General features: G+C 46.3%; 19 protein-coding genes. 12 read left to right on the top strand and 7 right to left on the bottom strand.

What is annotated here, in order from left to right; genetic code table 11:
* Positions 1 to 54: 54 nt before the first annotated feature.
* Positions 55 to 282 (bottom strand): hypothetical protein, encoded by a 228-nt coding sequence (locus tag NYE62_RS14835; protein ID WP_007408759.1) that lies wholly within the window; start codon positions 280 to 282, stop codon positions 55 to 57.
* A 237-nt stretch (positions 283 to 519) separates the two neighbouring features.
* Here NYE62_RS14835 and hmpA point away from each other — a divergent pair, with 237 nt between their 5' ends.
* From hmpA to NYE62_RS14815, 4 genes are all read left to right on the top strand, one after another.
* Positions 520 to 1,710 (top strand): NO-inducible flavohemoprotein, encoded by a 1,191-nt coding sequence (gene hmpA, locus NYE62_RS14830; protein ID WP_095352854.1) that lies wholly within the window; start codon positions 520 to 522, stop codon positions 1,708 to 1,710.
* Between the two features lie 2,157 nt (positions 1,711 to 3,867).
* Positions 3,868 to 4,335: a collagen-like protein gene (locus tag NYE62_RS14825; protein ID WP_272928447.1), complete on the top strand. Its 468-nt coding sequence runs from the start codon at positions 3,868 to 3,870 to the stop codon at positions 4,333 to 4,335.
* 853 nt (positions 4,336 to 5,188) lie between these two features.
* Complete coding sequence (locus tag NYE62_RS14820; protein ID WP_233162004.1) at positions 5,189 to 5,530, top strand: hypothetical protein; 342 nt, start codon at positions 5,189 to 5,191, stop codon at positions 5,528 to 5,530.
* Between the two features lie 655 nt (positions 5,531 to 6,185).
* A complete protein-coding gene (locus tag NYE62_RS14815; RefSeq protein WP_095352857.1) occupies positions 6,186 to 6,743 on the top strand; it encodes an SMI1/KNR4 family protein in 558 nt (185 codons plus the stop codon).
* Between the two features lie 137 nt (positions 6,744 to 6,880).
* Here NYE62_RS14815 and NYE62_RS14810 read toward each other — a convergent pair whose 3' ends face one another.
* Both NYE62_RS14810 and rpsD read right to left on the bottom strand, forming a co-directional pair.
* A complete protein-coding gene (locus tag NYE62_RS14810; RefSeq protein WP_039063458.1) occupies positions 6,881 to 8,251 on the bottom strand; it encodes an aldehyde dehydrogenase in 1,371 nt (456 codons plus the stop codon).
* 255 nt (positions 8,252 to 8,506) lie between these two features.
* Positions 8,507 to 9,109 (bottom strand): 30S ribosomal protein S4, encoded by a 603-nt coding sequence (gene rpsD / locus NYE62_RS14805; protein WP_003152406.1) that lies wholly within the window; start codon positions 9,107 to 9,109, stop codon positions 8,507 to 8,509.
* A 290-nt stretch (positions 9,110 to 9,399) separates the two neighbouring features.
* On the opposite strand from rpsD, the gene NYE62_RS14800 reads away from it, so the two are divergent.
* Positions 9,400 to 11,148, top strand: coding sequence for a sensor domain-containing diguanylate cyclase (locus NYE62_RS14800; protein ID WP_007408036.1), 1,749 nt, complete (start codon positions 9,400 to 9,402; stop codon positions 11,146 to 11,148).
* Between the two features lie 34 nt (positions 11,149 to 11,182).
* On the opposite strand, the gene NYE62_RS14795 is transcribed toward NYE62_RS14800, so the two are convergent.
* Complete coding sequence (locus NYE62_RS14795) at positions 11,183 to 11,665, bottom strand: GAF domain-containing protein (protein WP_007408037.1); 483 nt, start codon at positions 11,663 to 11,665, stop codon at positions 11,183 to 11,185.
* 125 nt (positions 11,666 to 11,790) lie between these two features.
* Between NYE62_RS14795 and refZ the strand changes: the two genes are divergently transcribed.
* Positions 11,791 to 12,414 (top strand): forespore capture DNA-binding protein RefZ, encoded by a 624-nt coding sequence (gene refZ / locus NYE62_RS14790; protein WP_007408038.1) that lies wholly within the window; start codon positions 11,791 to 11,793, stop codon positions 12,412 to 12,414.
* Here refZ and hisJ read toward each other — a convergent pair.
* Complete coding sequence (hisJ, locus tag NYE62_RS14785; RefSeq protein ID WP_156240453.1) at positions 12,404 to 13,216, bottom strand: histidinol-phosphatase HisJ; 813 nt, start codon at positions 13,214 to 13,216, stop codon at positions 12,404 to 12,406. The two genes, refZ and hisJ, sit on opposite strands and share 11 nt — an antisense overlap.
* Before the next feature lie 195 nt (positions 13,217 to 13,411).
* Here hisJ and ezrA point away from each other — a divergent pair, with 195 nt between their 5' ends.
* On the top strand, positions 13,412 to 15,103 hold the full coding sequence (gene ezrA, locus NYE62_RS14780) for a septation ring formation regulator EzrA (RefSeq protein ID WP_042635422.1): 1,692 nt from the start codon (positions 13,412 to 13,414) through the stop codon (positions 15,101 to 15,103).
* A 111-nt stretch (positions 15,104 to 15,214) separates the two neighbouring features.
* Here the strand turns inward: ezrA and brnQ are convergent, their stop codons facing one another.
* On the bottom strand, positions 15,215 to 16,555 hold the full coding sequence (gene brnQ, locus NYE62_RS14775) for a branched-chain amino acid transport system II carrier protein (protein WP_007408040.1): 1,341 nt from the start codon (positions 16,553 to 16,555) through the stop codon (positions 15,215 to 15,217).
* 193 nt (positions 16,556 to 16,748) lie between these two features.
* Between brnQ and NYE62_RS14770 the strand changes: the two genes are divergently transcribed.
* From NYE62_RS14770 to NYE62_RS14750, 5 genes are all read left to right on the top strand, one after another.
* Positions 16,749 to 17,894, top strand: a complete 1,146-nt coding sequence (locus NYE62_RS14770) for a cysteine desulfurase family protein (RefSeq protein ID WP_144663878.1) — start codon at positions 16,749 to 16,751, stop codon at positions 17,892 to 17,894.
* A gap of 3 nt (positions 17,895 to 17,897) precedes the next feature.
* Positions 17,898 to 19,103 (top strand): tRNA uracil 4-sulfurtransferase ThiI, encoded by a 1,206-nt coding sequence (thiI, locus tag NYE62_RS14765; RefSeq protein ID WP_095352862.1) that lies wholly within the window; start codon positions 17,898 to 17,900, stop codon positions 19,101 to 19,103.
* A gap of 80 nt (positions 19,104 to 19,183) precedes the next feature.
* Positions 19,184 to 19,405, top strand: a complete 222-nt coding sequence (locus tag NYE62_RS14760) for an alpha/beta-type small acid-soluble spore protein (RefSeq protein WP_007408043.1) — start codon at positions 19,184 to 19,186, stop codon at positions 19,403 to 19,405.
* Positions 19,406 to 19,553: 148 nt separating this feature from the next.
* Entirely contained in the window at positions 19,554 to 21,140 is a 1,587-nt protein-coding gene (locus tag NYE62_RS14755) for an acyl--CoA ligase (RefSeq protein WP_095352863.1), read from the top strand.
* Positions 21,141 to 21,163: 23 nt separating this feature from the next.
* On the top strand, positions 21,164 to 22,759 hold the full coding sequence (locus NYE62_RS14750) for an amidohydrolase (protein WP_095352864.1): 1,596 nt from the start codon (positions 21,164 to 21,166) through the stop codon (positions 22,757 to 22,759).
* A 16-nt stretch (positions 22,760 to 22,775) separates the two neighbouring features.
* Here the strand turns inward: NYE62_RS14750 and NYE62_RS14745 are convergent, their stop codons facing one another.
* Positions 22,776 to 23,582: an NAD kinase gene (locus tag NYE62_RS14745; RefSeq protein WP_017418362.1), complete on the bottom strand. Its 807-nt coding sequence runs from the start codon at positions 23,580 to 23,582 to the stop codon at positions 22,776 to 22,778.
* Between the last annotated feature and the right edge of the window lie 130 nt (positions 23,583 to 23,712).

Genomic DNA, 23,712 nt, shown 5'->3' with positions numbered 1-23,712 from the left:
AGGTCTGCTGAAACTTACGTGTTTAACCTGAGATAAGGCAAGAAATCGAACCAATTACTTTTTGCGTCTTTTTTTCTGCTTTTTACACCCGCATTTCCCCGGATCGCCCGGATCAATGACTTCGTGAATTGTTTCTTCCTTATAAACGTGGCGGGGAACATAACGGATATGCTCTCTGTTAATGTGTTTGATGGGATGGACGTAAACCACTTCTTTGTCAGTATACTTGTCAGTCACAATATACTTAGGGTCACAGTAATACACTTTCGATTTTTTACCCATTCATCTCACCTCCCGTACTTTATTAAATGCTGACAAGGAGGGTTTTGCATCGGACAAGTACACCATGGCAAGTCCACAATTTTCCAGCCGCAATTTCGTTTTTCTGGTTTTTCCTGAATCCGTCTCAAATTGGAATGGCTAACCCTTTTTGAACGGGGAAATCTATAAAAAAGAATTCAAAAACGATTCTTTTCTCAGGTCAATCGAGATGCATACATCTTTAGGGGGATTTTTAGAATGCTCGATGAAACAACGATTGAAATCATTAAAAGCACAGTGCCGGTCTTAGAAGAGCATGGTGAAGAAATCACAGGCCGATTTTATGACCTGCTTTTTCAGCATCACCCTGAGCTGCTGAATATCTTTAATCAGACGAATCAAAAGAAAAAAACACAGCGTACGGCCTTGTCGAATGCTGTGATTGCAGCCGCAGCCAATATTGACCGGCTGGAAAACATCGTTCCCGTCGTCAAACAAATCAGCCATAAACACCGGAGTATCGGTGTTAAACCCGAGCATTACCCAATCGTTGGAAAGTACTTGTTAATCGCGATAAAGGATGTGCTAAAAGACGGGGCTGCTCCTGAGGTCATTCAGGCATGGGAAAAAGCATACGGCGTCATTGCAGACGCTTTTATCGGAATTGAGAAGGACATGTATGAACAAGCGGAAACGCAAAAAGGCGGCTGGAAAGACTATAAGGCGTTTAAAATTGATAAAAAGGTAAAAGAAAGCAAGGAGATAACGTCGTTTTATTTAAAACCGGAAGACGGACAAGTTCTCCCCGAGTTCAAAGCGGGACAGTATATCAGTGTAAAAGTATACATTCCGGACACGGGTTATACGCATATCCGCCAGTACAGTTTGTCGGATGTATCCGGTAAGGATTATTACAGGATTTCCGTGAAAAAAGACGGAATTGTTTCTTCATATCTGCATGACCAATTACACGAAAAGGATTCAATTGAGATCAGCGCTCCGGCCGGGGATTTCGTATTAGACCCTGATTCCAAAAAGAATCTGGTTCTCATCAGTGCCGGTGTCGGAATTACCCCGATGATCAGCATGTTAAAGACGGTTGCCAAAACCCAGCCGCAGCGAAACGTTCTCTTTATCCATGCGGCAAGGAGCGGAGAGTATCATGCGTTGCGGCATGAAGCTGAAGAAGCCGCGGAACACTCATCCGTTGACACCCTCTTTATTTACAGCGAGCCGTCCGAACAAGACCGTTCAGAAAACATTCGTTTTCGGGAAGGCCGGATTGACAAACAGCTGTTAGAAGAAGTGATGACAGATAAAGATGCTGATTTTTACCTGTGCGGATCACCGTCATTCATTAAAGAAATGAAAAAGCTGATTTCTGAATTCAATACACCGCCGGAATCCATTCACTATGAATTATTTGAACCGCAGCTGAGTATGGTGTGATTGAAGAAGGAAGGACGATGATTTTAATGTATGAAGCATCCGGACTGGGTGCTTTTTTTATTCTCTTGCAAGGAAGGGTTGCTGAGGAATCACTCTGTAGAGGAAAACCACTTTTTGTCTCAACTCGCTTAATTATCGAATGAAATAAGTGCCGCATGTTAAAAACACATGGCCCGCGAGTTTATTGCTCACTTATCCTGCTGCTCGGATTTTTGGTGTGTGAGAAAAAAACGGTACGGTTGCATAATCCGGAAGAGACGCTGACCTTTTACTTGTAAAAGAAGTTTAAAGACAGGATGAACGCTTATTTGCTAGTGTACGAGCGGCAAAAGCAAAAAGAGGAATCGGTATTTTAAAATTAAAAATAACAACTGATAGAAATGAAAGTTTCAGGATACAATGGGATTTATATATTCGGGTTTTGTGATAGCAGTATAGGGAGGGGAATAATAGAGTGAGTAACTTTTTTGAGGAATCGGTACAGGGAGGGGTTGTATCTATGCTTACTGATATTAAACAAAAGGTTTGGGGATGCTCTTTTATCTGAGAATCGATTTGAGATGAAGCGGGGATGCCGAGGGGATCAGAGGGCGAACGTCAGGCAGAATTACGCCAAGTGGACCGCCGAGAAAAATGGCTCTGGAAATGTGAATCTATTGTTGATTTTCTTGATTGAGCTACTGAAGAAATAGTTGACGAGAAACACAGGACTGTCTTTGTAGTAGACGGGGTGAAATATCGTGAAATCGCTCTGCATTCTGGCGTTTCCCGCGAAACGGTCAGACGCATCAAAGAGAAGATCTTTTGCCAAATATGTAATTTTTATTGTTGAAACAGATAAAATCCGCAGTGTAGACTGGAAGGCAAAATATTTCTGCGTCCCCATCGATTCAAATAGGGATTACAATAATGTGAAGAGTTATTTATAAACAGAAATTGATAAATAATATAAGATCAGCTGACAAACTTAATGAGGATCAAACTAGTGCTCACTTATTTATAAATTAAACATATTATAATGATATATTAATCATTAAGGGAGATGAGCAGCTGATGGGTTATGATCAGCATAGAAGATGCCCTAAATGTAAACAAAAACTACCGAAACCAAACTGCTGTAAGTGCTGTCCCATCTGTTATACAAAAGTTATTGTAGGACAACGAGGATTACGAGGGGTGCGAGGGATTCCAGGGGTTACAGGACCAGCCGGACCAGTCGGAGCCACGGGACCAGCCGGACCAGCCGGAGCGACCGGGGCCACAGGAGCTATCGGTCCAGCCGGAGCCACCGGAGCAACCGGGGTAACTGGAGCAGCGGGAGTCACAGGAGCGACCGGGGTAACTGGAGCGGCGGGAGCCACCGGAGCGACCGGGGTAACTGGAGCGGCGGGAGTCACTGGAGTGACCGGGGCCACCGGAGATATCGGTCCAACCGGACCAGCCGGAGCCACAGGAGTGACCGGGGCCACCGGAGATATCGGTCCAACCGGAGTCACAGGAGCGACCGGAGATATCGGTCCAACCGGAGTCACAGGAGCCACGGGACCAGCCGGAGCCACGGGAGCGACCGGGGTAACTGGAGCGGCGGGAGCCACAGGAGTGACCGGGGCCACAGGAGCTATCGGTCCAACCGGAGTCACAGGAGCCACGGGAGCCACGGGAGCAGCCGGACCAGCCGGAGCCACAGGAGCGACGGGAGTCACTGGAGCGACCGGGGCCACAGGAGCTATCGGTCCAGCCGGAGTCACAGGAGCCACGGGAGCGACCGGGGTAACTGGAGCGGCGGGAGTCACAGGAGTGACCGGAGCCACCGGAGATATCGGTCCAACCGGACCAGCCGGAGCCACGGGAGCAACCGGAGCGACCGGGGTAACTGGAGCGGCGGGAGTCACAGGAGTGACCGGAGCCACAGGAGCTATCGGTCCAACCGGACCAGCCGGAGCCACGGGAGCAGCCGGAGCAACCGGAGCCACCGGAGCCACCGGAGCGACCGGGGTAACTGGAGCGACGGGAGTCACTGGAGTGACCGGAGCCACAGGAGATATCGGTCCAACCGGAGCCACCGGAGCCACCGGACCAGCCGGACCAGCCGGACCAGCCGGAGTCACAGGAGCCACTGGAGCGACCGGGGTAACTGGAGCGGCGGGAGTCACTGGAGTGACCGGAGCCACAGGAGATATCGGTCCAACCGGAGCAACCGGAGCCACAGGATCTGGGCTATCAGAATATGCTTATGTGTACAATCTAAGTGCAGAAACGGTAGCTATAGAGGCTCCGGTAATTTTTGACTCAACTGGAATCACTACTGCTGGCATTACACATGCCCCTGGAACAGCTCAAATTATAGTAACCACTCCAGGAGATTACGAGGTCACTTTTTCAGTCTCGGGTGTAGAGCCTAACCAATTCACTTTATTTGTAAATGGAGGGCCGGTGACGAACACAGTTTACGGTTCAGGAGCTGGTACTCAACAGAACAATGGTCAGGCCATAATTACTCTAGCAGCAGGTGACATTCTTACTCTTGTAAATCATACTTCTGCAGCAGCAGTTACTCTTCAAACTTTAGCAGGGGGAACGCAAACAAACGTAAACGCTTCTATTGTTCTCAAAAAATTAAATTAGATAAGTGGTTTAAATCTCCATATTAAACAAGAAATGCGAATGACTTAAAAAAGCTTATAGAGCTTAATATACAGCTTTAGAAGGATGAAGAAATTTAAAATATAAGCAAACTCATCTAATTTTTTTATATAAGGTATTATGGTAATAGTTAATAAACAGGCAGGCGCTTTCCCGCAGGGGAGGGTGCTTTAAATTTAAGGACAAAAGCCTCCAACTGTTAAGCGAGTCAACACAGTAGGAGGCTTTTCTCTTATGGGTGGTACAGCAGCAGTATTCTCTTACAAATCAAATATTCCCAGAAAGTTATGGCAGTATTCGTCTCTCGAGTAATGAAAAAAGTTTTATGTTCTCTGTAAACTGCGTCCGGTAAATCTCGGGATAAACGATTGGCGGTTAACGACTGAGTACGGGGGCAGTTTAGAAAGAATATGATTGGAGGGATTACATAAAATAATTAGTCAAGCCTTAGAGGAATTAGGAAAGAATGGGAGGTGTGCGGCTGAAAGGGTGCCAAATCTCAACCCTGTTATTATCCATAAAAAAGACATGGCAGCGCAACTACAGGAATTCAGTTCGGATTTAGGCTTGTCAGCAGATCTCCATCATTGCCTAGATAAAAAGGTAAAGAACTTATTAACGGCGTATATGGCTCACAAACGGCATATGCAATCCATGACTCCTGACGGCATTTAGGGTTAAAACAAAAGCAAAGCGCGAATCTCTACTAAACAGTTACTTTAGGACTTCTCAAAAAGGAACTCCTATTAAAGGGAGCAGGGTTAATTTTCAAATTGTTTAAATAAAAGTAAAAATATAGCATGATAGACCAGAAAACAAATGAAGGAGGATTTGTATGAGGTTGTTAAAAAACTCAATCTGTTTACTTGTCGCAACTCTATTGATTGCTGTTGGATTTTCGCCGCAAACGAAAGCAACACAAGAGGACTCGTTTGGATTAGCAAAACCAGTAACCTTTGAAGAAAAAGAAACTTTAACAGTAGATAAGAATGGAGTGGCTAAGAGCAATAATGATGGCCAGGCTTCCATCATTAAGGAGGCACGACAACTTGCCAAACAGGATAGCCACAATGAAATAACCTATAAGAACCCCTTAGCCAAAGAAGAAAACAACATTGTTAATGTGCCAGACGTTGAGAAAAAAGAAGAAAAGCGCACACTAAAGCAGCTAGCTTAGTTACGATGTCCTACACAACAATATATGACCCCAACAAAAAATCCACACAACCACAATTAAAATAGCAAGCATAGTTGGCGAAAAGCCGATAGTTATCGAAGCCAGAAACGATTTATATGAAAGTAACACTTATAGCGGAAAATATGGAAGGGTTTTTCTCCATAATAGAGAATTTTTAGGGAAGGATATTAAAGCAGGTAAATCATATTCAAAGTCGTATTATCCTAAAAAGACAAAGTTTTTTATGTCCCAACATACTTCGGTAGCCGGATGGAAAGGTTCACTTCCTGATACTTCAACTGGAACATTGGCTCCTGCTCTCGCGAATAAAATAGCAATGCTGTATCCAGAGATAATAAATACTCACAGCAAAAAAACAATGCCCTTACCGGCTAAAGCAAATTTTCCGGTTGTACCTGTCGATAAAAGAGCAAAATGGGATAGCAGAACGGACCGAGGTAACTATATCAAGAAGTACATCGACACATACGGTGATCCAAAGTGGAATTGGAGTTCATTCGATATTCACCATGTGCTTCCGCTAAAGTATGGGGGAAAGAATAATTTTAATAATTTGTACCCTCTCCCTCGTGATATGCACCAAAACCTATTAAATCCTTGGTGGGATAAATATTAATAAGTAAGAGGTGCTTCAATGGCAGTTTTTGTTGAAAAAACGCTCCAAGGTCTAAAAGAATTAATTGATGAAAAAGGCCGCTTAAAAATTTTAGGGAATGAAGGAACTCTTTTAGAAACAGAATGTACTTTCTCTAAAGGTGCAACAGATCTGGAGATTGAGAGTTTTGAGAAGAAAATAAAAGTCTCACTTCCTGAAGATTATAAAAGCTTTTTAAAATTGCATAACGGAGCCAGAATATTTGATTTGTTGATTTACGGTGAGAATGTAGGTGGGGGTTTGCATATTCTTAATTTAGAAGAGATTGAAAAGTATATGCAAAATGGTTTTTTAAAGCCTCAGTTTATTCCCGTCGCACATCTGTTAGACGGATGTTATTTGTTAATTGACAAAACCAAAATGTCCACAGACCCAAACTATTTATGGTTCCACGGATTTGTTGAGTATGAACCCATGAAACTTAATTTTGAGATATTCTTAGATAGGTATATTTTATCTCAGGGATCAAGTTTTTGGGAATGGAATATTTATACTGCTGAGAATTATTATAGGACTCACCAGGGTGATGAGGATTAACCTTTCCTACAGTTGGGTTGGTTCATTTTTACTATTAGACTTCGATTTGAACTTTTAAAAATAGGTTTAATTTAGGAGACGAACCGATTAATTGGTGTATAGAGGATTTATAAAAAGCGCAGATACTCTGCGCTTTTTTATTTAAGTATTTTCCGAATCATTCGCAGCCCGTTTTTGGAAGAAGGATAACGGAAAGCGAAGTCGAAGCGATTCGTTTGTTTGACGACGCTTTTTTTGTGCGTAAACGTGTTAAAGCTGTCAAATCCGTGATAGCTGCCGATGCCGCTTTCCCCGACGCCGCCGAATGGCAAATACGGCGTCGCAACATGCATTAACGTATCATTGATACAGCCTCCGCCAAACGACAGATTCTCTAAAACAGCGCGCTCAGTTTCTTTGTTTGTGGTGAAGACATACAGAGCGAGCGGCTTTGGGCGTGATTGGACTTTCTCGATGACTTCATTGATATCGCCGTATGTAAACAGCGGAAGAATCGGCCCGAAAATCTCCTCCTGCATCACTGGAGAGTCATCCCTCACTTGTTCGAGAATGGTCGGCGCAATTTTATGATGAGCGGGATCAGATTGTCCGCCTGTGAGCGGGATGCCATCATTCAGAAAGCTGAGCAGCCGCTGATAGTGGCGTTCACTGACGATTTTGCCGTACTGCGGATTTTGTTCAGGCTGAGGGCCGTAAAATTCGCTGATCGCACGCTTCATTTCTTCTGTGAGCTTCGTTTTGATATCTTGGTGGACAAATAAATAATCCGGTGCGATGCAGGTTTGCCCTGCATTTGTAAATTTCCCGAAGACGATGCGTTTGGCGGCAAGCTGTATATCAGCATCCTTATGGACAATGCAGGGACTTTTGCCGCCGAGCTCCAAGGTAACGGGAATTAATTGTTTGGCGGCGGCCTCCATGACGATTTTTCCCACGGCAACGCTTCCAGTGAAGAAAATATAGTCAAAGGGCTGCTGTAATAACACAGTGCTGACGTCGGGCCCGCCCTCCGCCATAGCGACATAGTCACTAGGAAAAACGCTGCTGATGAGTTTGGAAAGAACAGCGGAAACCGCTGGCGTATATTCTGACGGTTTGAGAACGACCGTGTTTCCCGCTGCAATGGCTCCAATCAACGGAGAAAGCGCCAGCTGCAAGGGATAGTTCCAGGGCGCAATCACCAAAACGGTTCCATATGGCTCAGGGATAATGATGCTTTTCGAGCCTAGGTGAGTCAGAGGCGTTTTGACTCGTTTCGGTTTGACCCATTTTCCCAGCCGCTTCATCACAAAACTGATTTCCTCCAGTACAATTCCGATTTCTGTCGTGTACGACTCCTGTTCGGATTTGTGGAGATCCTGATAGAGAGCGGCTGTTATATCGGCTTCTTGTGTTTTGATGGCTTGTTTCAGCTTTTGCAGCATGTTCAGTCTCGATTCTAGCTGTCTCGTATGCCCCGCCGCAAAATAGGCTTTGTGTTTGCTGACGATAGAGGGGATGCTGTTCATTCAGTCGCTCCTTTTTTGTAAGGTATGATGATTCATTATGTAAAAAATCGCTTCTGCTTGTCAAATGGGTTTTTCTAATGTACATGTAGCTGAAAAGCCAGTTGGCACATAAAAAAAGCCCCTGTCCGGGGCTTTTTTTAATAAAGAGAGGGAGCATCTGTCCATTATTCTGACAGCCCAAAAGAAAAACCCCGGAAACATTGTCATCACAACATGTCCGGGGTTTAATCCAATGCTCTTTAAAGAGCGTTTTACTTAACGGGAGTAGAACTCAACGATAAGCGCTTCGTTAATTTCCGGAGCAAGCTCAGAGCGCTCTGGAAGACGAGTGAATGTACCTTCAAGCTTTTCAGCGTCGAAAGTAAGGTACTCAGGAACGAAGTTGTTTACTTCTACAGATTCTTTGATGATAGAAAGGTTTCTTGATTTTTCGCGAACACCGATTGTTTGACCAGGTTTTACTTGGTAAGACGGAATGTCAACGCGGCTTCCGTCAACAAGGATGTGACCGTGGTTAACTAATTGGCGAGCTTGACGGCGAGTGCGTGCAAGACCGAGCTTGTACACAACGTTATCAAGACGTGCATCTAAAAGAATCATGAAGTTTTCGCCGTGTTTACCAGTCATTTTTGCAGCTTTGTCAAACAATGTGCGGAATTGACGTTCGTTTACACCGTACATGTGACGAAGTTTTTGCTTTTCTTGCAATTGCAAACCGTATTCTGATAGTTTTTTACGCTGTCCCGGACCGTGGGGGCCTGGTGCGTAAGGGCGTTTTTCTAATTCTTTACCTGTACCGCTAAGAGAGATTCCTAAACGGCGAGACAGTTTCCAAGATGGACCTGTATAGCGAGCCATAATGTGACTCCTCCTTTGGTTTTATTTTGTGGAAAATAAAAACCGTCTGTTCGATCCGACCGTGCACATTTTGTTTTCATGTATCCTCGCTCCAGCAGCAGAGAGTTACACGATACACCTTACAGCTAAGGAACAAAATGCAAACACAGAAGCTGAACAAAAAGGCTGCAATATTTCACACAAAGAACATTATATGATTTTTCCCCGCCGCCGTCAACCATTTCTCCATGAAGAGTGCCGGTTTATGATATAATGTACAAAAATGAGTAGTACATGTTTAGGTGATAAAAATGAAAAAACAAACAATTGATGAAGTGACGGCCTTTCATCAGAAAATGCTTTCTTTTTTCTTAACGAAATCTGAATCCGTCTCATTATCCGACTCGCTGTTATGGCTGGCCTCAGCTCTAGAATCCTGCTTTACATCTCTTTCATTGACCCTTTCACCGGCAGAATCAACACGTTTCACCATAAAAACAGAAGATGAACCGCATTATGCTCCGCTGAAAGAGAGTGACGGCCGTTTTATGATCAGGAATCAGACCTCCGGCAGATCCTTTTATCTGTGCTCGGAAGGCGGGCTGCCGATCCCGGAATCATTGCCTGAGATCGTTACTCAGTTTATCAATCAATCTGTGAGACAAAGCGGGCTGTTTGACAAAACGAAGCATCAGCGGAAAATTCACAGAATGACAGAAATGTTCCATTCGCTTTTGGACCAAAATGAGGTTTTGGAAAAACTGCAGGCAAGTTTGAGTACGGCTTTCCGGTCTTTCCGTTTTTCACTGTTTATCACGCAGGATCAGGATACGGACAGACAGCTTCCCGCAAAAGAATTACATATGGACGGAAAAGATGCCGATCCGTCTGCCCTGAAGGTTTATTTATCGGGGAGACTGCTCAGAAAAGGCAGGTCATCTGCTTATCTGCCGATCAAAGGCCAGCAGGGGACTTACGGGGTTCTGAAGACGGAGGGGCTGCAGGATGCCGTTCTTTCGTGCAGTACTCTCAGTGAAATGCTGCTGCTTGCGGGCGCAGCGGGAAAAGCATTTGAAAATGCGCAGCTCTATGAGCAATCGAAAAAAAGCATTGCGAATCTGGAGCTCATTAATGAAACATCGCGCCAGCTGAATCAGCGCCTCAGACTCACTGATACGATGCGGGAGCTCGCCGCCATTATGACCCAATCGTTTCATGCGGAAGAAGTGGCTTTTTTTCATATTGATCATTTTGAGACGCAAAATCTGCTTCCGGGACATACCGCTTTTTTTAAGACAGAACGTGCGAACCCCTATATCAGCATTGTGAAAGAAAAGCTGTTCGAGGGAGAAAAGGGCGTGTTTATCGGCAGCGGAAAGACTGTATTCGGCGAAAACGGTTTCGGCTCGCTGATGGCGGTGCCGATGATCGAAAATGACACCGTCTTCGGGTTCGCGATTTTATTGAAAAAGGATTTGTATGCTTTTACGTTTGAAATGTATAAGCTTTTTCAAGCGCTCATTCACCATGCGACATTGGCGGTCACGAACTCCATGCTGCGCGACAGGCTTGAGCATCTTGTTCAGACAGACCAGCTGACGGAGCTGTATTCAAGAACCTATTTGGATGAGAAAATTCAATACAGCATGAAAATTCATAAACGGGGTGTATTCATCCTCGTTGATATCGATAATTTCAAAAATATTAATGATACATACGGTCATCAAACGGGAGATTCGATCCTGATTCAGGTGGCCTCCGTTATGAAGAACCATATTCGTGAGCATGATGTCGCTGCGAGGTGGGGGGGCGAGGAGCTGGCTGTCTATCTGCCGAATATCAACGTGTCATCCGGAGAACGCATCGCTAAAAGGCTGGTTCGCGCCATCCGGGAAAATACCGAGCCGCGCGTGACGATTTCCTGCGGCGTTTCCTGCTGGTCAAAGACCGGCCCGATGCCGTTGAAATTGCTCGTTCAGCAAGCGGATGAGGCGCTTTATATCGCCAAACGGAACGGCAAAAACCGGCTGATCATCCATCAAAACAGCACGACGACATAAAAAAGGAGCCGGCCTGCCGGCCGGGCTCCTTTTTTTATCCTAATCGTTTTTCAAGCGTTTCAACAAACTTTGCTAAATAGGTTTCGTCCGTTTCATCAAAACGGTTTTTCACGGGGCTGTCAATGTCCAGCACACCGATCACTTCACCGTTTACGCGGATCGGGAGAACGATTTCTGACTGGGAAGCCGCGTCACAGGCGATATGTCCCGGGAACGCATTCACATCGGCAATCCGCTGCACGTCGCCATTAGAGTAGGCAGTGCCGCATACGCCTCTGCCGAACGGAATGCGCACACAGGCAGGGAGTCCTTGAAACGGTCCGAGCACGAGCTCGCCCTCTTTAGCGAAGTAAAACCCCGCCCAGTTGACTTCATGTAATGAATGGTATAAAAGCGCTGACGCATTCGCGTAATTTGCGATCGCATCCGTTTCATCTTCTGTCATGGCTTCGAGCTGTTTAAGCAGAAGCTGATAACTTTTTTCTTTATCTCCGGATTGTTTTTCGACATGAAACATGGAAAACCCTCACTTTTTCTATAATATCAAACAAAGTTCCGGCCGTTCTGCCGGCATTTGTCGAGAAGTTCTTACAGGAACGGCGCCTTTCTGCTTGAATTGTTACACATAAAGGGGTGAGCCGTATGAAAGTAAGCACCAAAGACAAAATTATTAACGCCGCTGTCCAGCTGTTTAACCAAAAAGGTTATTCCGGCACGTCCGTCCGTGAAATCGCAAAGTCAGCTGATGTAAATGTTGCGCACATCTCCTACTATTTTAAAGGGAAAGGCGGATTAATGGAACATTTAGTTTCCGAGTTTTACGAAGGCTATACTGAAGCGCTGGAAAAAGCCGCCGTCAGTATGAACGGTGAAGACGCGCAGGAACGCATCCTGCGGGTGATTTTCGATATTTTATCCTATCAGCACGATAACCGTCAATTAACGCGGTTTGTATACCGGGAAGTGACGATTGATTCCGTGCTGATCAGGGAAATTATGTCTACTTACTTAATGAAAGAAAAATATATTTTCCAGCTGGTGATTGAAGAAGGGCAGTCACGCCATAGACGGCTGACGCTGCCCGTGCCGCATTTTATTCTGCAATTGAAATCCCTCTTGATGATGCCGTATCTCCAGCCTCAATATATTACGGAGGTGCTCTATATGCAGCCTCATGAGCCGTACTTTTATAAAAGGTATTTTGAAGAGGTGAAGATCTGGATCGAAAGCGTGTTCCGACGGCCTGATGCGGCGCTTATGAAGTAATGATGCTTTTGTACGTTTCGTAGGAACTGCCGACATCTTCCGCTTGATGGGCGTCCGACCCGAATATAAGCGGGATTTTTTTTTGCTTCGCCGTCTCAGCCATCCAATCCTCCATGTATACTTCCCCGGCAAACTTCTTTCTGAGCCCGGATGTATTCACATCCAGCTCCATTCCGTGTTCTTTCACGGCGTCAAGACAGCGGGCCGCAAGCTCTCTTATTTGAGGTGACATGCTGTAAGGGAAAAGGCGCGCGAATTTTTTGACGAGCGTGATATGGCCGACCCGTTTTGGCTTAAAGGGGCCGAGCGGTGTTACAATGGAAGAATACACGGTTTCATAGTATTGTTCATATACGGCTTCAACGCTTCCGAAGCGGTCGGCAAGCTGCTGAAACGCGTGCTCGTCAAAATCGAGGCATATATAAGACGGGCCGGTCTTCAAAAAATGAACGGATAAAATGCCGTCATCCAGTGAGGGGCCGTACGTGTTCAGAAACGCCGCGGTTTCCTCTTCATACCCTGTGATAAAATCGGTTTCTAGCCCAGTCAGAATGCTGATTTGTCCATCGTATTCCTTTTTCAGCTGTGACAGCCGCTCCAAATAAACCTCCATCTGTCTGAGATCCATCGCGCTGTCCTGAAGCGGTACGGGATCTTGAAAAGACGGGGGAAGGGGGGCATGCTCTGTAAATGTGATCGAGTCAAAGCCTTTTTCTAGGGCCTTTTCGACATATTGTTTCAGCGCATCCTTCGAGCCGTGAGGGCAAAAAGGGGTGTGGATATGAGCGTCTCGTTTTTCCATTTGTGTCACTCCATTAAAAAATTGCAGAATCCTGCCGAAATTATGCAAAAAGTTTTTGATTTCTGGTCAAAAAATGTTGGTTACATGGTATCATAATAACAATGAAAACGACAGATTTTCTCAATACATATATTGAAATCTTTCTGAATACATAAAACACCCTGACAGATTAAGAGAACAACAAGGGGGCTCATTATGGAGTTAGTCATCGGATTATTGGTTATACTGCTCGCGCTCTTTGCGGCGGGCTACTTTTTCAGGAAAAAAATTTATACGGAAATTGACCGGCTGGAGTCATGGAAGATTGAAATTTTAAACCGTTCGATAGTGGAAGAAATGTCCAAGATCAAACATCTGAAAATGACCGGAGAGACGGAAGAGTTCTTTGAAAGATGGCGCGAAGAGTGGGATGAAATTGTCACAGCCCATCTGCCGAAAGTAGAAGAGCTCCTTTATGATGCCGAAGAGAACGCCGACAAATACCGGTTTAAAAAAGCGAATCAGGTGCTTGTCCACATCGACGACCTCCTCACTGCAGCCGAATCAAATATAGAAGGCATACTGCGTGAGATTAGCGACCTTGTGACGAGCGAGGAAAAAAGCCGCGGAGAGATTGAACAGGTGCGTGAGCGGTATTCAAAAGCGCGAAAAAATCTTCTGGCGTACAGCCATCTCTACGGAGAGCTTTATAACAGCCTGGAGACGGATCTCGACGAAATTTGGAGCGGCATAAAAGAGTTCGAAGAAGAGACGGAAAGCGGCAATTACATCAAAGCGAGAAAAGTGCTGCTTGAACAGGACCGCAGACTGGATCAGCTTCAGACATACATAGATGACGTTCCGAAACTGCTCGCCGACTGTAAACAGACCGTGCCGAACCAAATTGCCAAGCTGAAAGACGGCTACCGGGAAATGACGGAAAAAGGCTACAAATTGGAGCATATTCAAATCGAAAAAGAGCTGGAGACCCTCACAAATCAAGTGAAACGGGCCGAAAACGCGCTTTTGGAAGAATTGGATGTTGACGAAGCGTCCGCCATTCTTCAGCTGATTGATGAAACCATTCAATCGATGTATGAACAGCTGGAAGGCGAAGTGGAAGCCGGACAGTCCGTATTAGGCAAAATGCCTGAGCTGATCATCGCGTATGAGAAGCTTGAGGAAGAAAAAGACCGCACAAAAACCGAAACGGAGCTCGTCAAGGAAAGCTATCAGCTGACGGCGGGAGAAATCAGCAGACAGCATGCCTTCGAAAAACAGCTGGAAACGATCGGCCGGCTCCTTGAGCAGGCGAGAGAAAAGCTTGACGGCGAGCATGTCGCTTACTCTCTGCTGATTGAAGAAGTCGAGGCCATCGAAAAGCAGATGGAAGAGGCTCAGAAAGAACATGCCGAATACCGTGAAAATCTGCAGGCGCTCAGAAAAGAAGAACTGCAGGCGCGGGAAACGCTGATGCATCTTCGGAAAACCATTTCTGACACAGCCCGAATGCTGCAAAAAAGCAACGTGCCGGGAATTCCTGAACAAGTCAAGGACAAGCTCGAGACGGCAAATCATCATATAGAAGAAACCGTCAGCCAATTGGAAGAGCTGCCGCTGAACATGGAGGAAGCCGCCAAACATCTGGCCGAAGCCGAAAAGGTGGTTGAGGAAGTCAGCGAAGAGGCGGAAGATCTTGTGATTCAGGTGAAGCTGATTGAGCGGATCATCCAGTACGGCAACCGCTTCCGAAGCCAGAATCATATTTTATCCGAACAGCTGAAAGAAGCGGAACGGCTGTTTTACGCTTACAGCTATAATGAAGCTTATGAGATGGCGGCAGATGCTGTTGAAAAAACAGCTCCCGGCGCCGTGAAAAAAATTAAAGCTGATCAATCTGCTTCATAGACGCACAAGCAAAAACTGCACCCTGATGGAAATCAGAGGTGCAGTTTTTTAGTTTCTCACGGAATATAAAAAGCCTGCGGCTGATATACATCAAACCGCAGGCGCTGAATGTTACGATTTTGCTTTATTTAATTCGATGGGCGGGCTGGTAAAAAATGTGATGATGCAGCCGATGATCGCTCCGGCAATGCCCGGAAGCACCCAGCCGATTCCCATGCTGTAAAGCGGAAGATTTGCGTTTAAGAATGAATCTAATGATCCGAGCGGAATGCCGGCTGCCTTCAAACCGTCCAGGATACTGAACAGCCCCGTTCCGATCAGGCAGGCGATATAGACTTCGCGTCTTTCCTTGAACATTTTATCAATAAAGGAAAGGACGATAATGACAATCGCCAGCGGGTAAATGGCTGATAAAATAGGAACTGAAAATGCAATAATTTCAGCAAGTCCGAAATTTGAAATCGCCAGGCTGAAGAGCGTGACAATCGTAACCACCATTTTGTATGATAAAGCGGGAATCAATTTTGAAAAATATTCGCCGCAAGATGTGACAAGCCCGATGCTTGTCGTTAAACACGCAACGGTGATGGCGGCGCCGAGAACGATGTTTCCCAGTGAACCGAACAGGTAATCAGATGAAGCTGATAAAATCTTTGCGCCTTCGCCGAGCGGCCCCACAGCGTCCGTGCTTGTCGCTCCCAAATAGGCCAAAGATAAATAAATGAATGTCAAACCTGCCGCTGCAATCAGACCCGCTTTAATACAAGCGGCGGCGAGCGCTTTACGCTGGGTGACGCCCCTGCTTTTAACAGCGTTGACGACAACGACGCCGAAGACGATTGAGGCGAGCGCATCCATTGTTTTATAGCCTTCCAAAAATCCTTTGAACACCGGCGTTCCGGAATATGCCTGATGTACGGCGCCCAGCCCGCCCATCGGAGTGACAATGGCTTTTACGACGATGATTAAAATAATACCGAATTTAATAGGAGTCAAAATCTTTCCGACTCTGTCCACTATTTTGGAAGGGTTAAGAGCTAAATAATACGTAATAGAAAAAAAGATCAACGTGAAAACAAATAAAGATAATCTTTCCGGAATGCCGCTTAAAAACGGAACTGCACCGATTTCATATGAAACGGTTCCGGTTCTCGGAATCGCGAAAAGCGGCCCGATTGATAAATAAAGCACAACGGTGAAAATAGTCCCAAATACCGGATGAGCTTTATCGGCAAGCCCTTTCGCGTCTTTGCCCGTTAATGCGATGGCGATAATACCCAAAAGCGGCAGACCAACGCCGGTCAGTAAGAAACCGCCCATCGCTTTCCAGACATTATGCCCCGCCGCTTGCCCGAGCTCCGGCGGATATATCATATTTCCTGCCCCGAAAAAAAGTGCGAAAAGCATGAAACCGATAATAACGGTATCTTTGACAGGTAGTGAGTGTTTCATAAAAATCCTCCTAAATACTATGTTGAAATATTCTGTCAATTAATTGTCAGATAATATAACAAAACGAACATTACTTATTATATGGCAATGTACAGAGAAGTCAATACTCGATTTATTGCGAATTTATATTTACTTTTGTTATGGTAGCATAAATATCATACGATGTACCGTTTTCATTAAAGGAGTAAAAAAAATGATATATTTAGACAACAGCTCAACGACCGAGCCGTATGAAGAGGTTTTGGATGTGTACAAACAGACGAGCAGCCGTTATTTCGGCAATCCTTCGTCTCTGCACCAGTTAGGAACTGAGACGGAACAGCTCCTTGAAGCGGCCGCTCAGCAAATAAAAAAAACCTTGCGTTTAAAAAATTATGATATTGTATTTACATCGGGCGCGACTGAAGCGAATAACGCTGCGTTAAAGGGAGCAGCCTGGGCAAACATGAGTAAAGGAAGACATATCATTGCTTCGGCGATTGAGCATCCTTCTGTGACGGAGACACTTGATCAGCTGACAGAGCTGTTCGGCTTTGAAGTCACATATCTTCCGGCCGATCAAAACGGCTTCGTTTCTTTGAAAGACGTCAAATCGGCTATCAGGCCGGATACGATAATCGTCAGCGTCATGCATGTCAATAACGAAGTCGGCTCCATTCAGCCTGTAAAGGAAATCGGCGGGTTTTTGAAGCAGCACCGGAATATTCTGTTTCATGTTGATCATGTGCAGGGCATTCATAAAGTTCCGCTGTCTATAGAAGAAGCGGGCATTGACCTTTGCACCGTTTCAGGGCATAAGTTTCACGGCTTAAAAGGGACCGGAGCGCTTATCGTCAAAAAAGGAACGCGGCTCATTCCGCTTATCACGGGCGGCTCGCAGCAAAAAGGCGTCCGCGCCGGAACGGAACACACGGCAGGCGCCGTTTCCCTTGCGAAAGCGATCAATCTTTCCGCGCGTGACATGAATGAGCGGCTTTCTTCCGTGAAGGCTGCCAAGAATGCGCTCATGGAAAGGCTGAGCGGGACGGACGGGGTCGTCATCAACACCCCCGCTGAAAACAGCGCGCCGCATATCATTAATTTTTCCGTTCCGGGCGTGAAGGCGGAAGTGCTGCTGCACATGCTTGAGGAAAAAGGAATATATGTCTCCACAACCGCGGCATGTTCGGCAAGAGAGCACAAACCGAGCCGTGTTCTTCTGCAAATGAATAAAGGCGAACAGATTGCATCAAGCAGCATAAGAGTCAGCCTGAACTTCAGCCATACAGCTGACATCACGGAGCCGTTTATGGCCGCGCTGGTGCCGGCTGTTCAAAAACTAAAAAAAATGATGAGGTAGCATATGAATTACGATCATATTTTAATCCGTTTTGGTGAAATATCCACAAAAGGAAAAAACAGACGCAGTTTTATTGAAAGATTAAAACAGAATATCCGCCTGGTATTAAAGGATTATAAAAAAGTAAAATACTTTTCAAACCGGGACCGGATGTCGATTACTCTTAATGGAGAAAACCCGGAGGAAATTTGTTCCTTATTAAAGAATATATTCGGCATTCAAAGCTTTAGTCTCGCAATTAAATGCGAAAGCAAGCTGGAAGACATTAAAAAAACGGCTTTAGCCGCGATAGAAGGCGAATATAAACCGGGGAATACGTTTAAGGTCGAGACCAAACGGGCTTACAAACAGTTTGAATTAGATACGAATGCGATGAACGCTGAAATCGGCGGCCATATTTTGAAAAACACGGATGGATTAACCGTCGATGTGAAACATCCCGATATTCCGCTTCGGATTGAAATCAGGGAGGAAGCGACATTCCTGACGATTCGTAACGAAAAAGGCGCCGGAGGCCTTCCTGTCGGTTCCGCGGGTAAAGCGATGCTGATGCTTTCCGGCGGTTTTGACAGTCCGGTCGCCGGTTTTTACGCGATGAAACGGGGATTATCAGTTGAAGCCGTACATTTCTTCAGTCCGCCGTATACGAGTGAACGGGCAAAGCAGAAAGTCATGGATCTCGCGGGATGCCTCGCGAAGTTCGGCGGCAGTATGACACTTCATATCGTGCCGTTTACAAAGACGCAGGAACTCATCCAAAAACAAATCCCGGAGAACTATACGATGACGGCGACGCGGCGTCTTATGCTGCAAATCGCGGATAGAATCAGAGAAGAACGAAAAGCGCTCGCGATCATTACGGGAGAAAGCCTCGGGCAGGTAGCGAGCCAGACGCTTGAAAGCATGTATGCGATCAATGCGGTGACGGCAACGCCGATTTTGCGCCCTTTAATCGGAATGGACAAAACAGAAATCATCGAAAAATCAAAAGAAATCGGCACTTATGAAACGAGCATTCAGCCGTTTGAGGACTGCTGCACCATCTTTACGCCGCCAAGTCCGAAAACACGTCCGAAAAAAGAAAAAATCGAGCACTTCGAAAGCTTCGTTGATTTTGAACCGCTGATTGCAGAGGCCGCTGCCGGCATCGAAACCATCACTGTTTACTCGGAGCAGGAAGCTCAAGATAAGTTTGCCGGCCTGTTTTAAAACTGTATACAATTACCAAAGTTTTTTTGAATGAAGACATGTGTTTTATCACATTCTATACTCACAAGGAGGTGATACACATGTCACAACAATCAAACAGCGGAAACAGCAACCAGCTTTTAGTGCCAGGCGCTGCTCAAGCTATCGACCAAATGAAGTATGAAATCGCTTCTGAATTCGGTGTAAACCTTGGACCGGAAACAACTTCTCGCGCCAACGGTTCTGTCGGTGGAGAAATCACAAAACGTCTTGTCTCTTTTGCTCAGCAAAGCATGGGCGGAAGCAGCCAGCAGCAGTTTTAATCACAACTTCACATAATGGCTAAGAGAGCGGGGAATTCCCCGCTCTTTTTTCATGGGAATAGATAGAAGGCGGGAAGCAATTTATGCATATTTTTATTGTAATGGCCTATGTTTATGTATAATGGGGAAAGAAAGTGAGGAGTTGTTCGTGTTAAAACGAGAAGATTTAATCGCCCCAAAGAACTATAACCTTGTAAATGAAATCGAAAAGTTCAGCCGTTCCAAAGAGAAGAACGCGCTTATTTGGGAAGATCAAACAGGCGGCAAGAAAGTCTGGACGTATGAAAAATTGATGGAAGAAACGAATAAAATCGGAGCCCGCCTGAAAGGTCTCGGATTTGAAAAAGGCGATAAGCTGATTGTCATGGTTCCGAGAGTGCTTGAAGCGTATGCCGTTTATTTAGCGATCTTAAAAGCGGGGATGGTCGTCATTCCTTGCTCGGAAATGCTGCGCGCCAAAGACCTTGAATACCGGATCAAACACGCCGAAGTGAAAGGCGCTATCGTTTATCCTTCATTTATAAACGCGTTTGACGAGGTAAATACTGATCAGCTGGTGACATTGTCAATCGGTGAAAATGATGCCGGCTGGAAAAACCTCCTAACGATTGAAGCGGACGGAGACAGTTTTCAAACAGCTGATACAACAAGAGAAGACATGGCGTTTTTGTCCTATACTTCAGGCACGACCGGCCAGCCTAAAGGCGTTGTACATACACACGGCTGGGCCTTTGCCCATTTAAAAACATCAGCCGGTGCATGGCTGGATATTTCTGAAGACGATACAGTGTGGGCCACCGCGGCGCCCGGCTGGCAGAAATGGGTGTGGAGCCCGCTGCTCGCCGTTCTGGGAAGCGGCGCGACAGGAGTCATTTATCACGGCAGATTCAACGCCAAGACGTATTTAGAGCTGCTGGAGCGCCATCAAGTAAATGTCTTCTGCTGTACCCCGACGGAATACCGCCTGATGGCAAAAGTGGAGGAGTTGGACAAATATGATCTTTCTGCCCTTCACAGCGCAGTTTCTGCGGGTGAGCCATTAAACCGGGAAGTCATTGACGTATTCCGGAAGCATTTCGGCATTAAAGTGAGAGACGGATACGGCCAAACGGAGAGCACCCTGTTAGTCGGCGTCCTGAAGGATATGGATATTAAGCCGGGAAGCATGGGCAAACCGACCCCTGGAAATCAAGTGGAGATTATAAACGATAAAGGCGAAATATGCGAAACAGGCGAAACGGGCGATATCGCCGTGCATCTGAGCACACCGGCCTTATTCAAGGAATATTATAAAGATCCCGAAAGAACGAAAAAGCAGATTCGCGGAGATTACTTTCTTACAGGAGACCGCGCGAAAAAAGACGAGGACGGCTACTTTTGGTTTGAGAGCCGCAATGATGACATCATCGTCAGCTCCGGATATACAATCGGGCCTTTTGAAGTAGAGGACGCGCTCGTGAAGCATCCGGAAGTGAAAGAATGTGCCGTCGTGGCGAGCCCGGATGAAATCAGAGGTTCAATCGTAAAAGCCTATGTCGTTTTACAAGACGATGAAAAGCGCAGTGATGAACTTGTCAAAGAACTGCAAAACCACGTAAAAACGATTACGGCGCCTTACAAATATCCGAGAGAAATTGAGTTTGTCGAAAGCCTGCCGAAAACGGCGTCCGCAAAAATCAGACGTGTGGAGCTGAGACAGCGTGAAGAACGGCTGAAGGCTGATAAAAAAGCATAATACAGGATAAAGGGTGAGCGGGGATGAAAGCGATTTGGCACGGCGGCACCATCTATACAATGCTGGACAAGAATCATGTCACTGAAGCCATTTATACCGAAGAAGGCGTCGTCAGGCAGACGGGCAGCTTCCGGGAGCTCCAAGGAACATACGGTTCGCCTGATACGGAGGAAATCGATTTACATGGGGCTGTCATGTTCCCGGGGTTTACGGACAGTCATATGCATTTAATCGGACACGGGGAAAAACAGCTTCGCCTCGATTTGTCGCAGCTGACGTCAAAAGAAGCGATACTGCGGGCCGCAAAAGAAGCAGAGCGTGAATTGGAAGATGGCGAATGGCTGATCGGCGAAGGCTGGGATGAAAATCTGTTTGAACAGCCGGATTACGTCACGAAGCATGACCTTGACCCGCTCTTTCCCGACCGCCCCGTCCTGCTGAAGCGGGTATGCCGGCACGCCGCGGCGGTTAATTCGGCCGCATTGCGCGCGGCGGGAATTACAAACGAAACACCTGATCCAAACGGCGGGATTATCGTCCGGGACGGCACCGGTCCGACAGGCCTCCTGCTGGATAAAGCCCAAGAGCTTGTGACACAGGCCCTGCCGCCCGTCTCACATCACTATGTCAAACGCGCGCTTCAAACGGCGATTACGGACTGCTGGTCAAAAGGCCTGACCGGCGGGCATTCAGAAGATCTGGCATACTACGGAGACGCGTCCGTTCCCGTTGCCGCGTACGAGTCATTAACCGGCAGCGGCCTTTATCCTTTTCGCGCCCATCTGCTCGTACATCACGAAGCCGTCGACAGCTGGAGCGCTCTGGATAAATCGACCGGACCTTATTTGGAATACGGAGCGATGAAAATTTTTGCTGACGGTGCGCTCGGAGGCAGAACCGCTCTATTGAAAAAGCCTTACCATGATGATCCGTCTGTTTCCGGCGTTCAGGTGCATGATGACGAAACCCTTGCCGCTCTTGTTTATAAAGCGAGAGAGAAAGGGATGGAGATCGCCGTGCACGCGATTGGCGACCTTGCATTTGAAAAGGTGCTGGATGTTATCGAAAGATACCCGGCAAAGCCCGGACAGCTAGACAGGCTCATTCATGCGCAAGTATTAGATGACGGATTGATTGAAAGAGCCGCCCGGCTGCCGATCGGACTTGATCTTCAGCCGCATTTTGTGGCCAGTGATTTTCCGTGGGTGATTGACAGGCTCGGAGAAGAGCGGATGAAAACGGCTTTCGCCTGGAAAACACTGCTGTCAAAAGGGCTGCTGTGCGCCGGAGGTTCAGATGCCCCGATTGAGCCGGCCGATCCGCTTCTGGGTATTCAATCGGCTGTGCTCCGTACGAGCAAGCAGCACCCGGAAGGTCCGGCCTATTATGAAAAAGAGTGTCTGACCGTGTACGAAGCCATTCAGCTTTACACGGAGGGAAGCGCGGCCATTATCCATAAAGAACATAGCCGCGGACGGATCGCCCCCGGCTATGATGCCGACTTTACCGTACTCAGCGGTGATCCGTTCAGGACGGACCCGAAAAAGCTTCATGAATTGGAAGCTGTCAAAACCGTCGTCGGCGGCCGTATCGTATATGAAAAAGAGGACAGGCAGTGATGCCCGTCCTCTTTTTTTATGATAAAAATGATCGCTTTACTTTTTCCCAGAAAGAATTGTCTTTCAGTTTCACCGTTTTGATTTTTTTATCGGATAGTCTAATCTCAACCTTTTTGACATTCCGCGTGCTGAGCGCTTCATTATCAAGCCCGATAATCGGATGCTCATTGCCGTCTTGCACCACCTGCAGTGTCAGCTTCCGGTCTGAGCTTAAAATAAACGGAGATCCGAGTGTACGGTATGTGTTGTTGTTCAACGATGCCAGTTCGGATACCTGCATGCAGGAAATCAAAGGATCAACAACGGCGCCTGAAACAGATTTATTGTAGGCAGTGCTGCCCGTCGGGGTGGAAATGATCATCCCGTCTCCTCTGAACGTCTCAAAATGAAGATCATCAATTAACACATCCATCACAAACGTTTTAATAATGCTTGAACGGATGGAAACCTCGTTTAAACAGTGAAAATGATTGCTGCCGTCCACCGTTACGTGAATGAGCGGGTATTTTCTGACCTCAAGCTGTTCCGCGGTCATGCTGGCCGCCATTTTTTCAGGTTCATCGCTGTGAAAATCACAGTACAAATGGGCTTTCCCTTTTTTAGCGATGCCGACATACAGGCAGTCATCACGGAATCCGGTTTTTCTGACGGCTTGCAGAAATGAGCCGTCGCTGCCGATGCTGGCGATAATACCGGCATCCTCCGGTTGAGCCGCAACTGTAAAACCGTGCGATTCAGCAAGCTGCTTCAAAGAGCTGACTTGTTCTTTTGTTTCGTTGTTTTGTTTGTGAAAAAAATAAACATTGCGGCGAAGATCGGTCATATCCCCATTCCCCTTTGCTGTCATATTTACGTTTTTCTCCCAGCAGGTATTGTGTTAAAATACCTGTGGCAATAGTGTAACATGTTTCCTGTTTATCCGTTAAGGGAAAGCGCTTCATGAAAAAAATGAA

The organism is Bacillus sp. FSL K6-2861 (assembly GCF_038630725.1).
GTDB classification, from domain to species: domain Bacteria; phylum Bacillota; class Bacilli; order Bacillales; family Bacillaceae; genus Bacillus; species Bacillus velezensis.
The sequence above is the reverse complement of the archived record's forward strand: the minus strand, read 5'-3'. Positions and strand labels throughout refer to the sequence as shown.

Bases quoted from the DNA above. Each gene is read 5' to 3' on its own strand.
- NYE62_RS14835 (WP_007408759.1), bottom strand. From the start codon at position 282: ATGGGTAAAAAATCGAAAGTGTATTACTGTGACCCTAAGTATATTGTG.
- hmpA (WP_095352854.1), top strand. From the start codon at position 520: ATGCTCGATGAAACAACGATTGAAATCATTAAAAGCACAGTGCCGGTC.
- NYE62_RS14820 (WP_233162004.1), top strand. From the start codon at position 5,189: ATGAGGTTGTTAAAAAACTCAATCTGTTTACTTGTCGCAACTCTATTG.
- NYE62_RS14815 (WP_095352857.1), top strand. From the start codon at position 6,186: ATGGCAGTTTTTGTTGAAAAAACGCTCCAAGGTCTAAAAGAATTAATT.
- NYE62_RS14810 (WP_039063458.1), bottom strand. From the start codon at position 8,251: ATGAACAGCATCCCCTCTATCGTCAGCAAACACAAAGCCTATTTTGCG.
- rpsD (WP_003152406.1), bottom strand. From the start codon at position 9,109: ATGGCTCGCTATACAGGTCCATCTTGGAAACTGTCTCGCCGTTTAGGA.
- NYE62_RS14800 (WP_007408036.1), top strand. From the start codon at position 9,400: ATGAAAAAACAAACAATTGATGAAGTGACGGCCTTTCATCAGAAAATG.
- NYE62_RS14795 (WP_007408037.1), bottom strand. From the start codon at position 11,665: ATGTTTCATGTCGAAAAACAATCCGGAGATAAAGAAAAAAGTTATCAG.
- refZ (WP_007408038.1), top strand. From the start codon at position 11,791: ATGAAAGTAAGCACCAAAGACAAAATTATTAACGCCGCTGTCCAGCTG.
- hisJ (WP_156240453.1), bottom strand. From the start codon at position 13,216: ATGGAAAAACGAGACGCTCATATCCACACCCCTTTTTGCCCTCACGGC.
- ezrA (WP_042635422.1), top strand. From the start codon at position 13,412: ATGGAGTTAGTCATCGGATTATTGGTTATACTGCTCGCGCTCTTTGCG.
- brnQ (WP_007408040.1), bottom strand. From the start codon at position 16,555: ATGAAACACTCACTACCTGTCAAAGATACCGTTATTATCGGTTTCATG.
- NYE62_RS14770 (WP_144663878.1), top strand. From the start codon at position 16,749: ATGATATATTTAGACAACAGCTCAACGACCGAGCCGTATGAAGAGGTT.
- thiI (WP_095352862.1), top strand. From the start codon at position 17,898: ATGAATTACGATCATATTTTAATCCGTTTTGGTGAAATATCCACAAAA.
- NYE62_RS14760 (WP_007408043.1), top strand. From the start codon at position 19,184: ATGTCACAACAATCAAACAGCGGAAACAGCAACCAGCTTTTAGTGCCA.
- NYE62_RS14750 (WP_095352864.1), top strand. From the start codon at position 21,164: ATGAAAGCGATTTGGCACGGCGGCACCATCTATACAATGCTGGACAAG.
- NYE62_RS14745 (WP_017418362.1), bottom strand. From the start codon at position 23,582: ATGACCGATCTTCGCCGCAATGTTTATTTTTTTCACAAACAAAACAAC.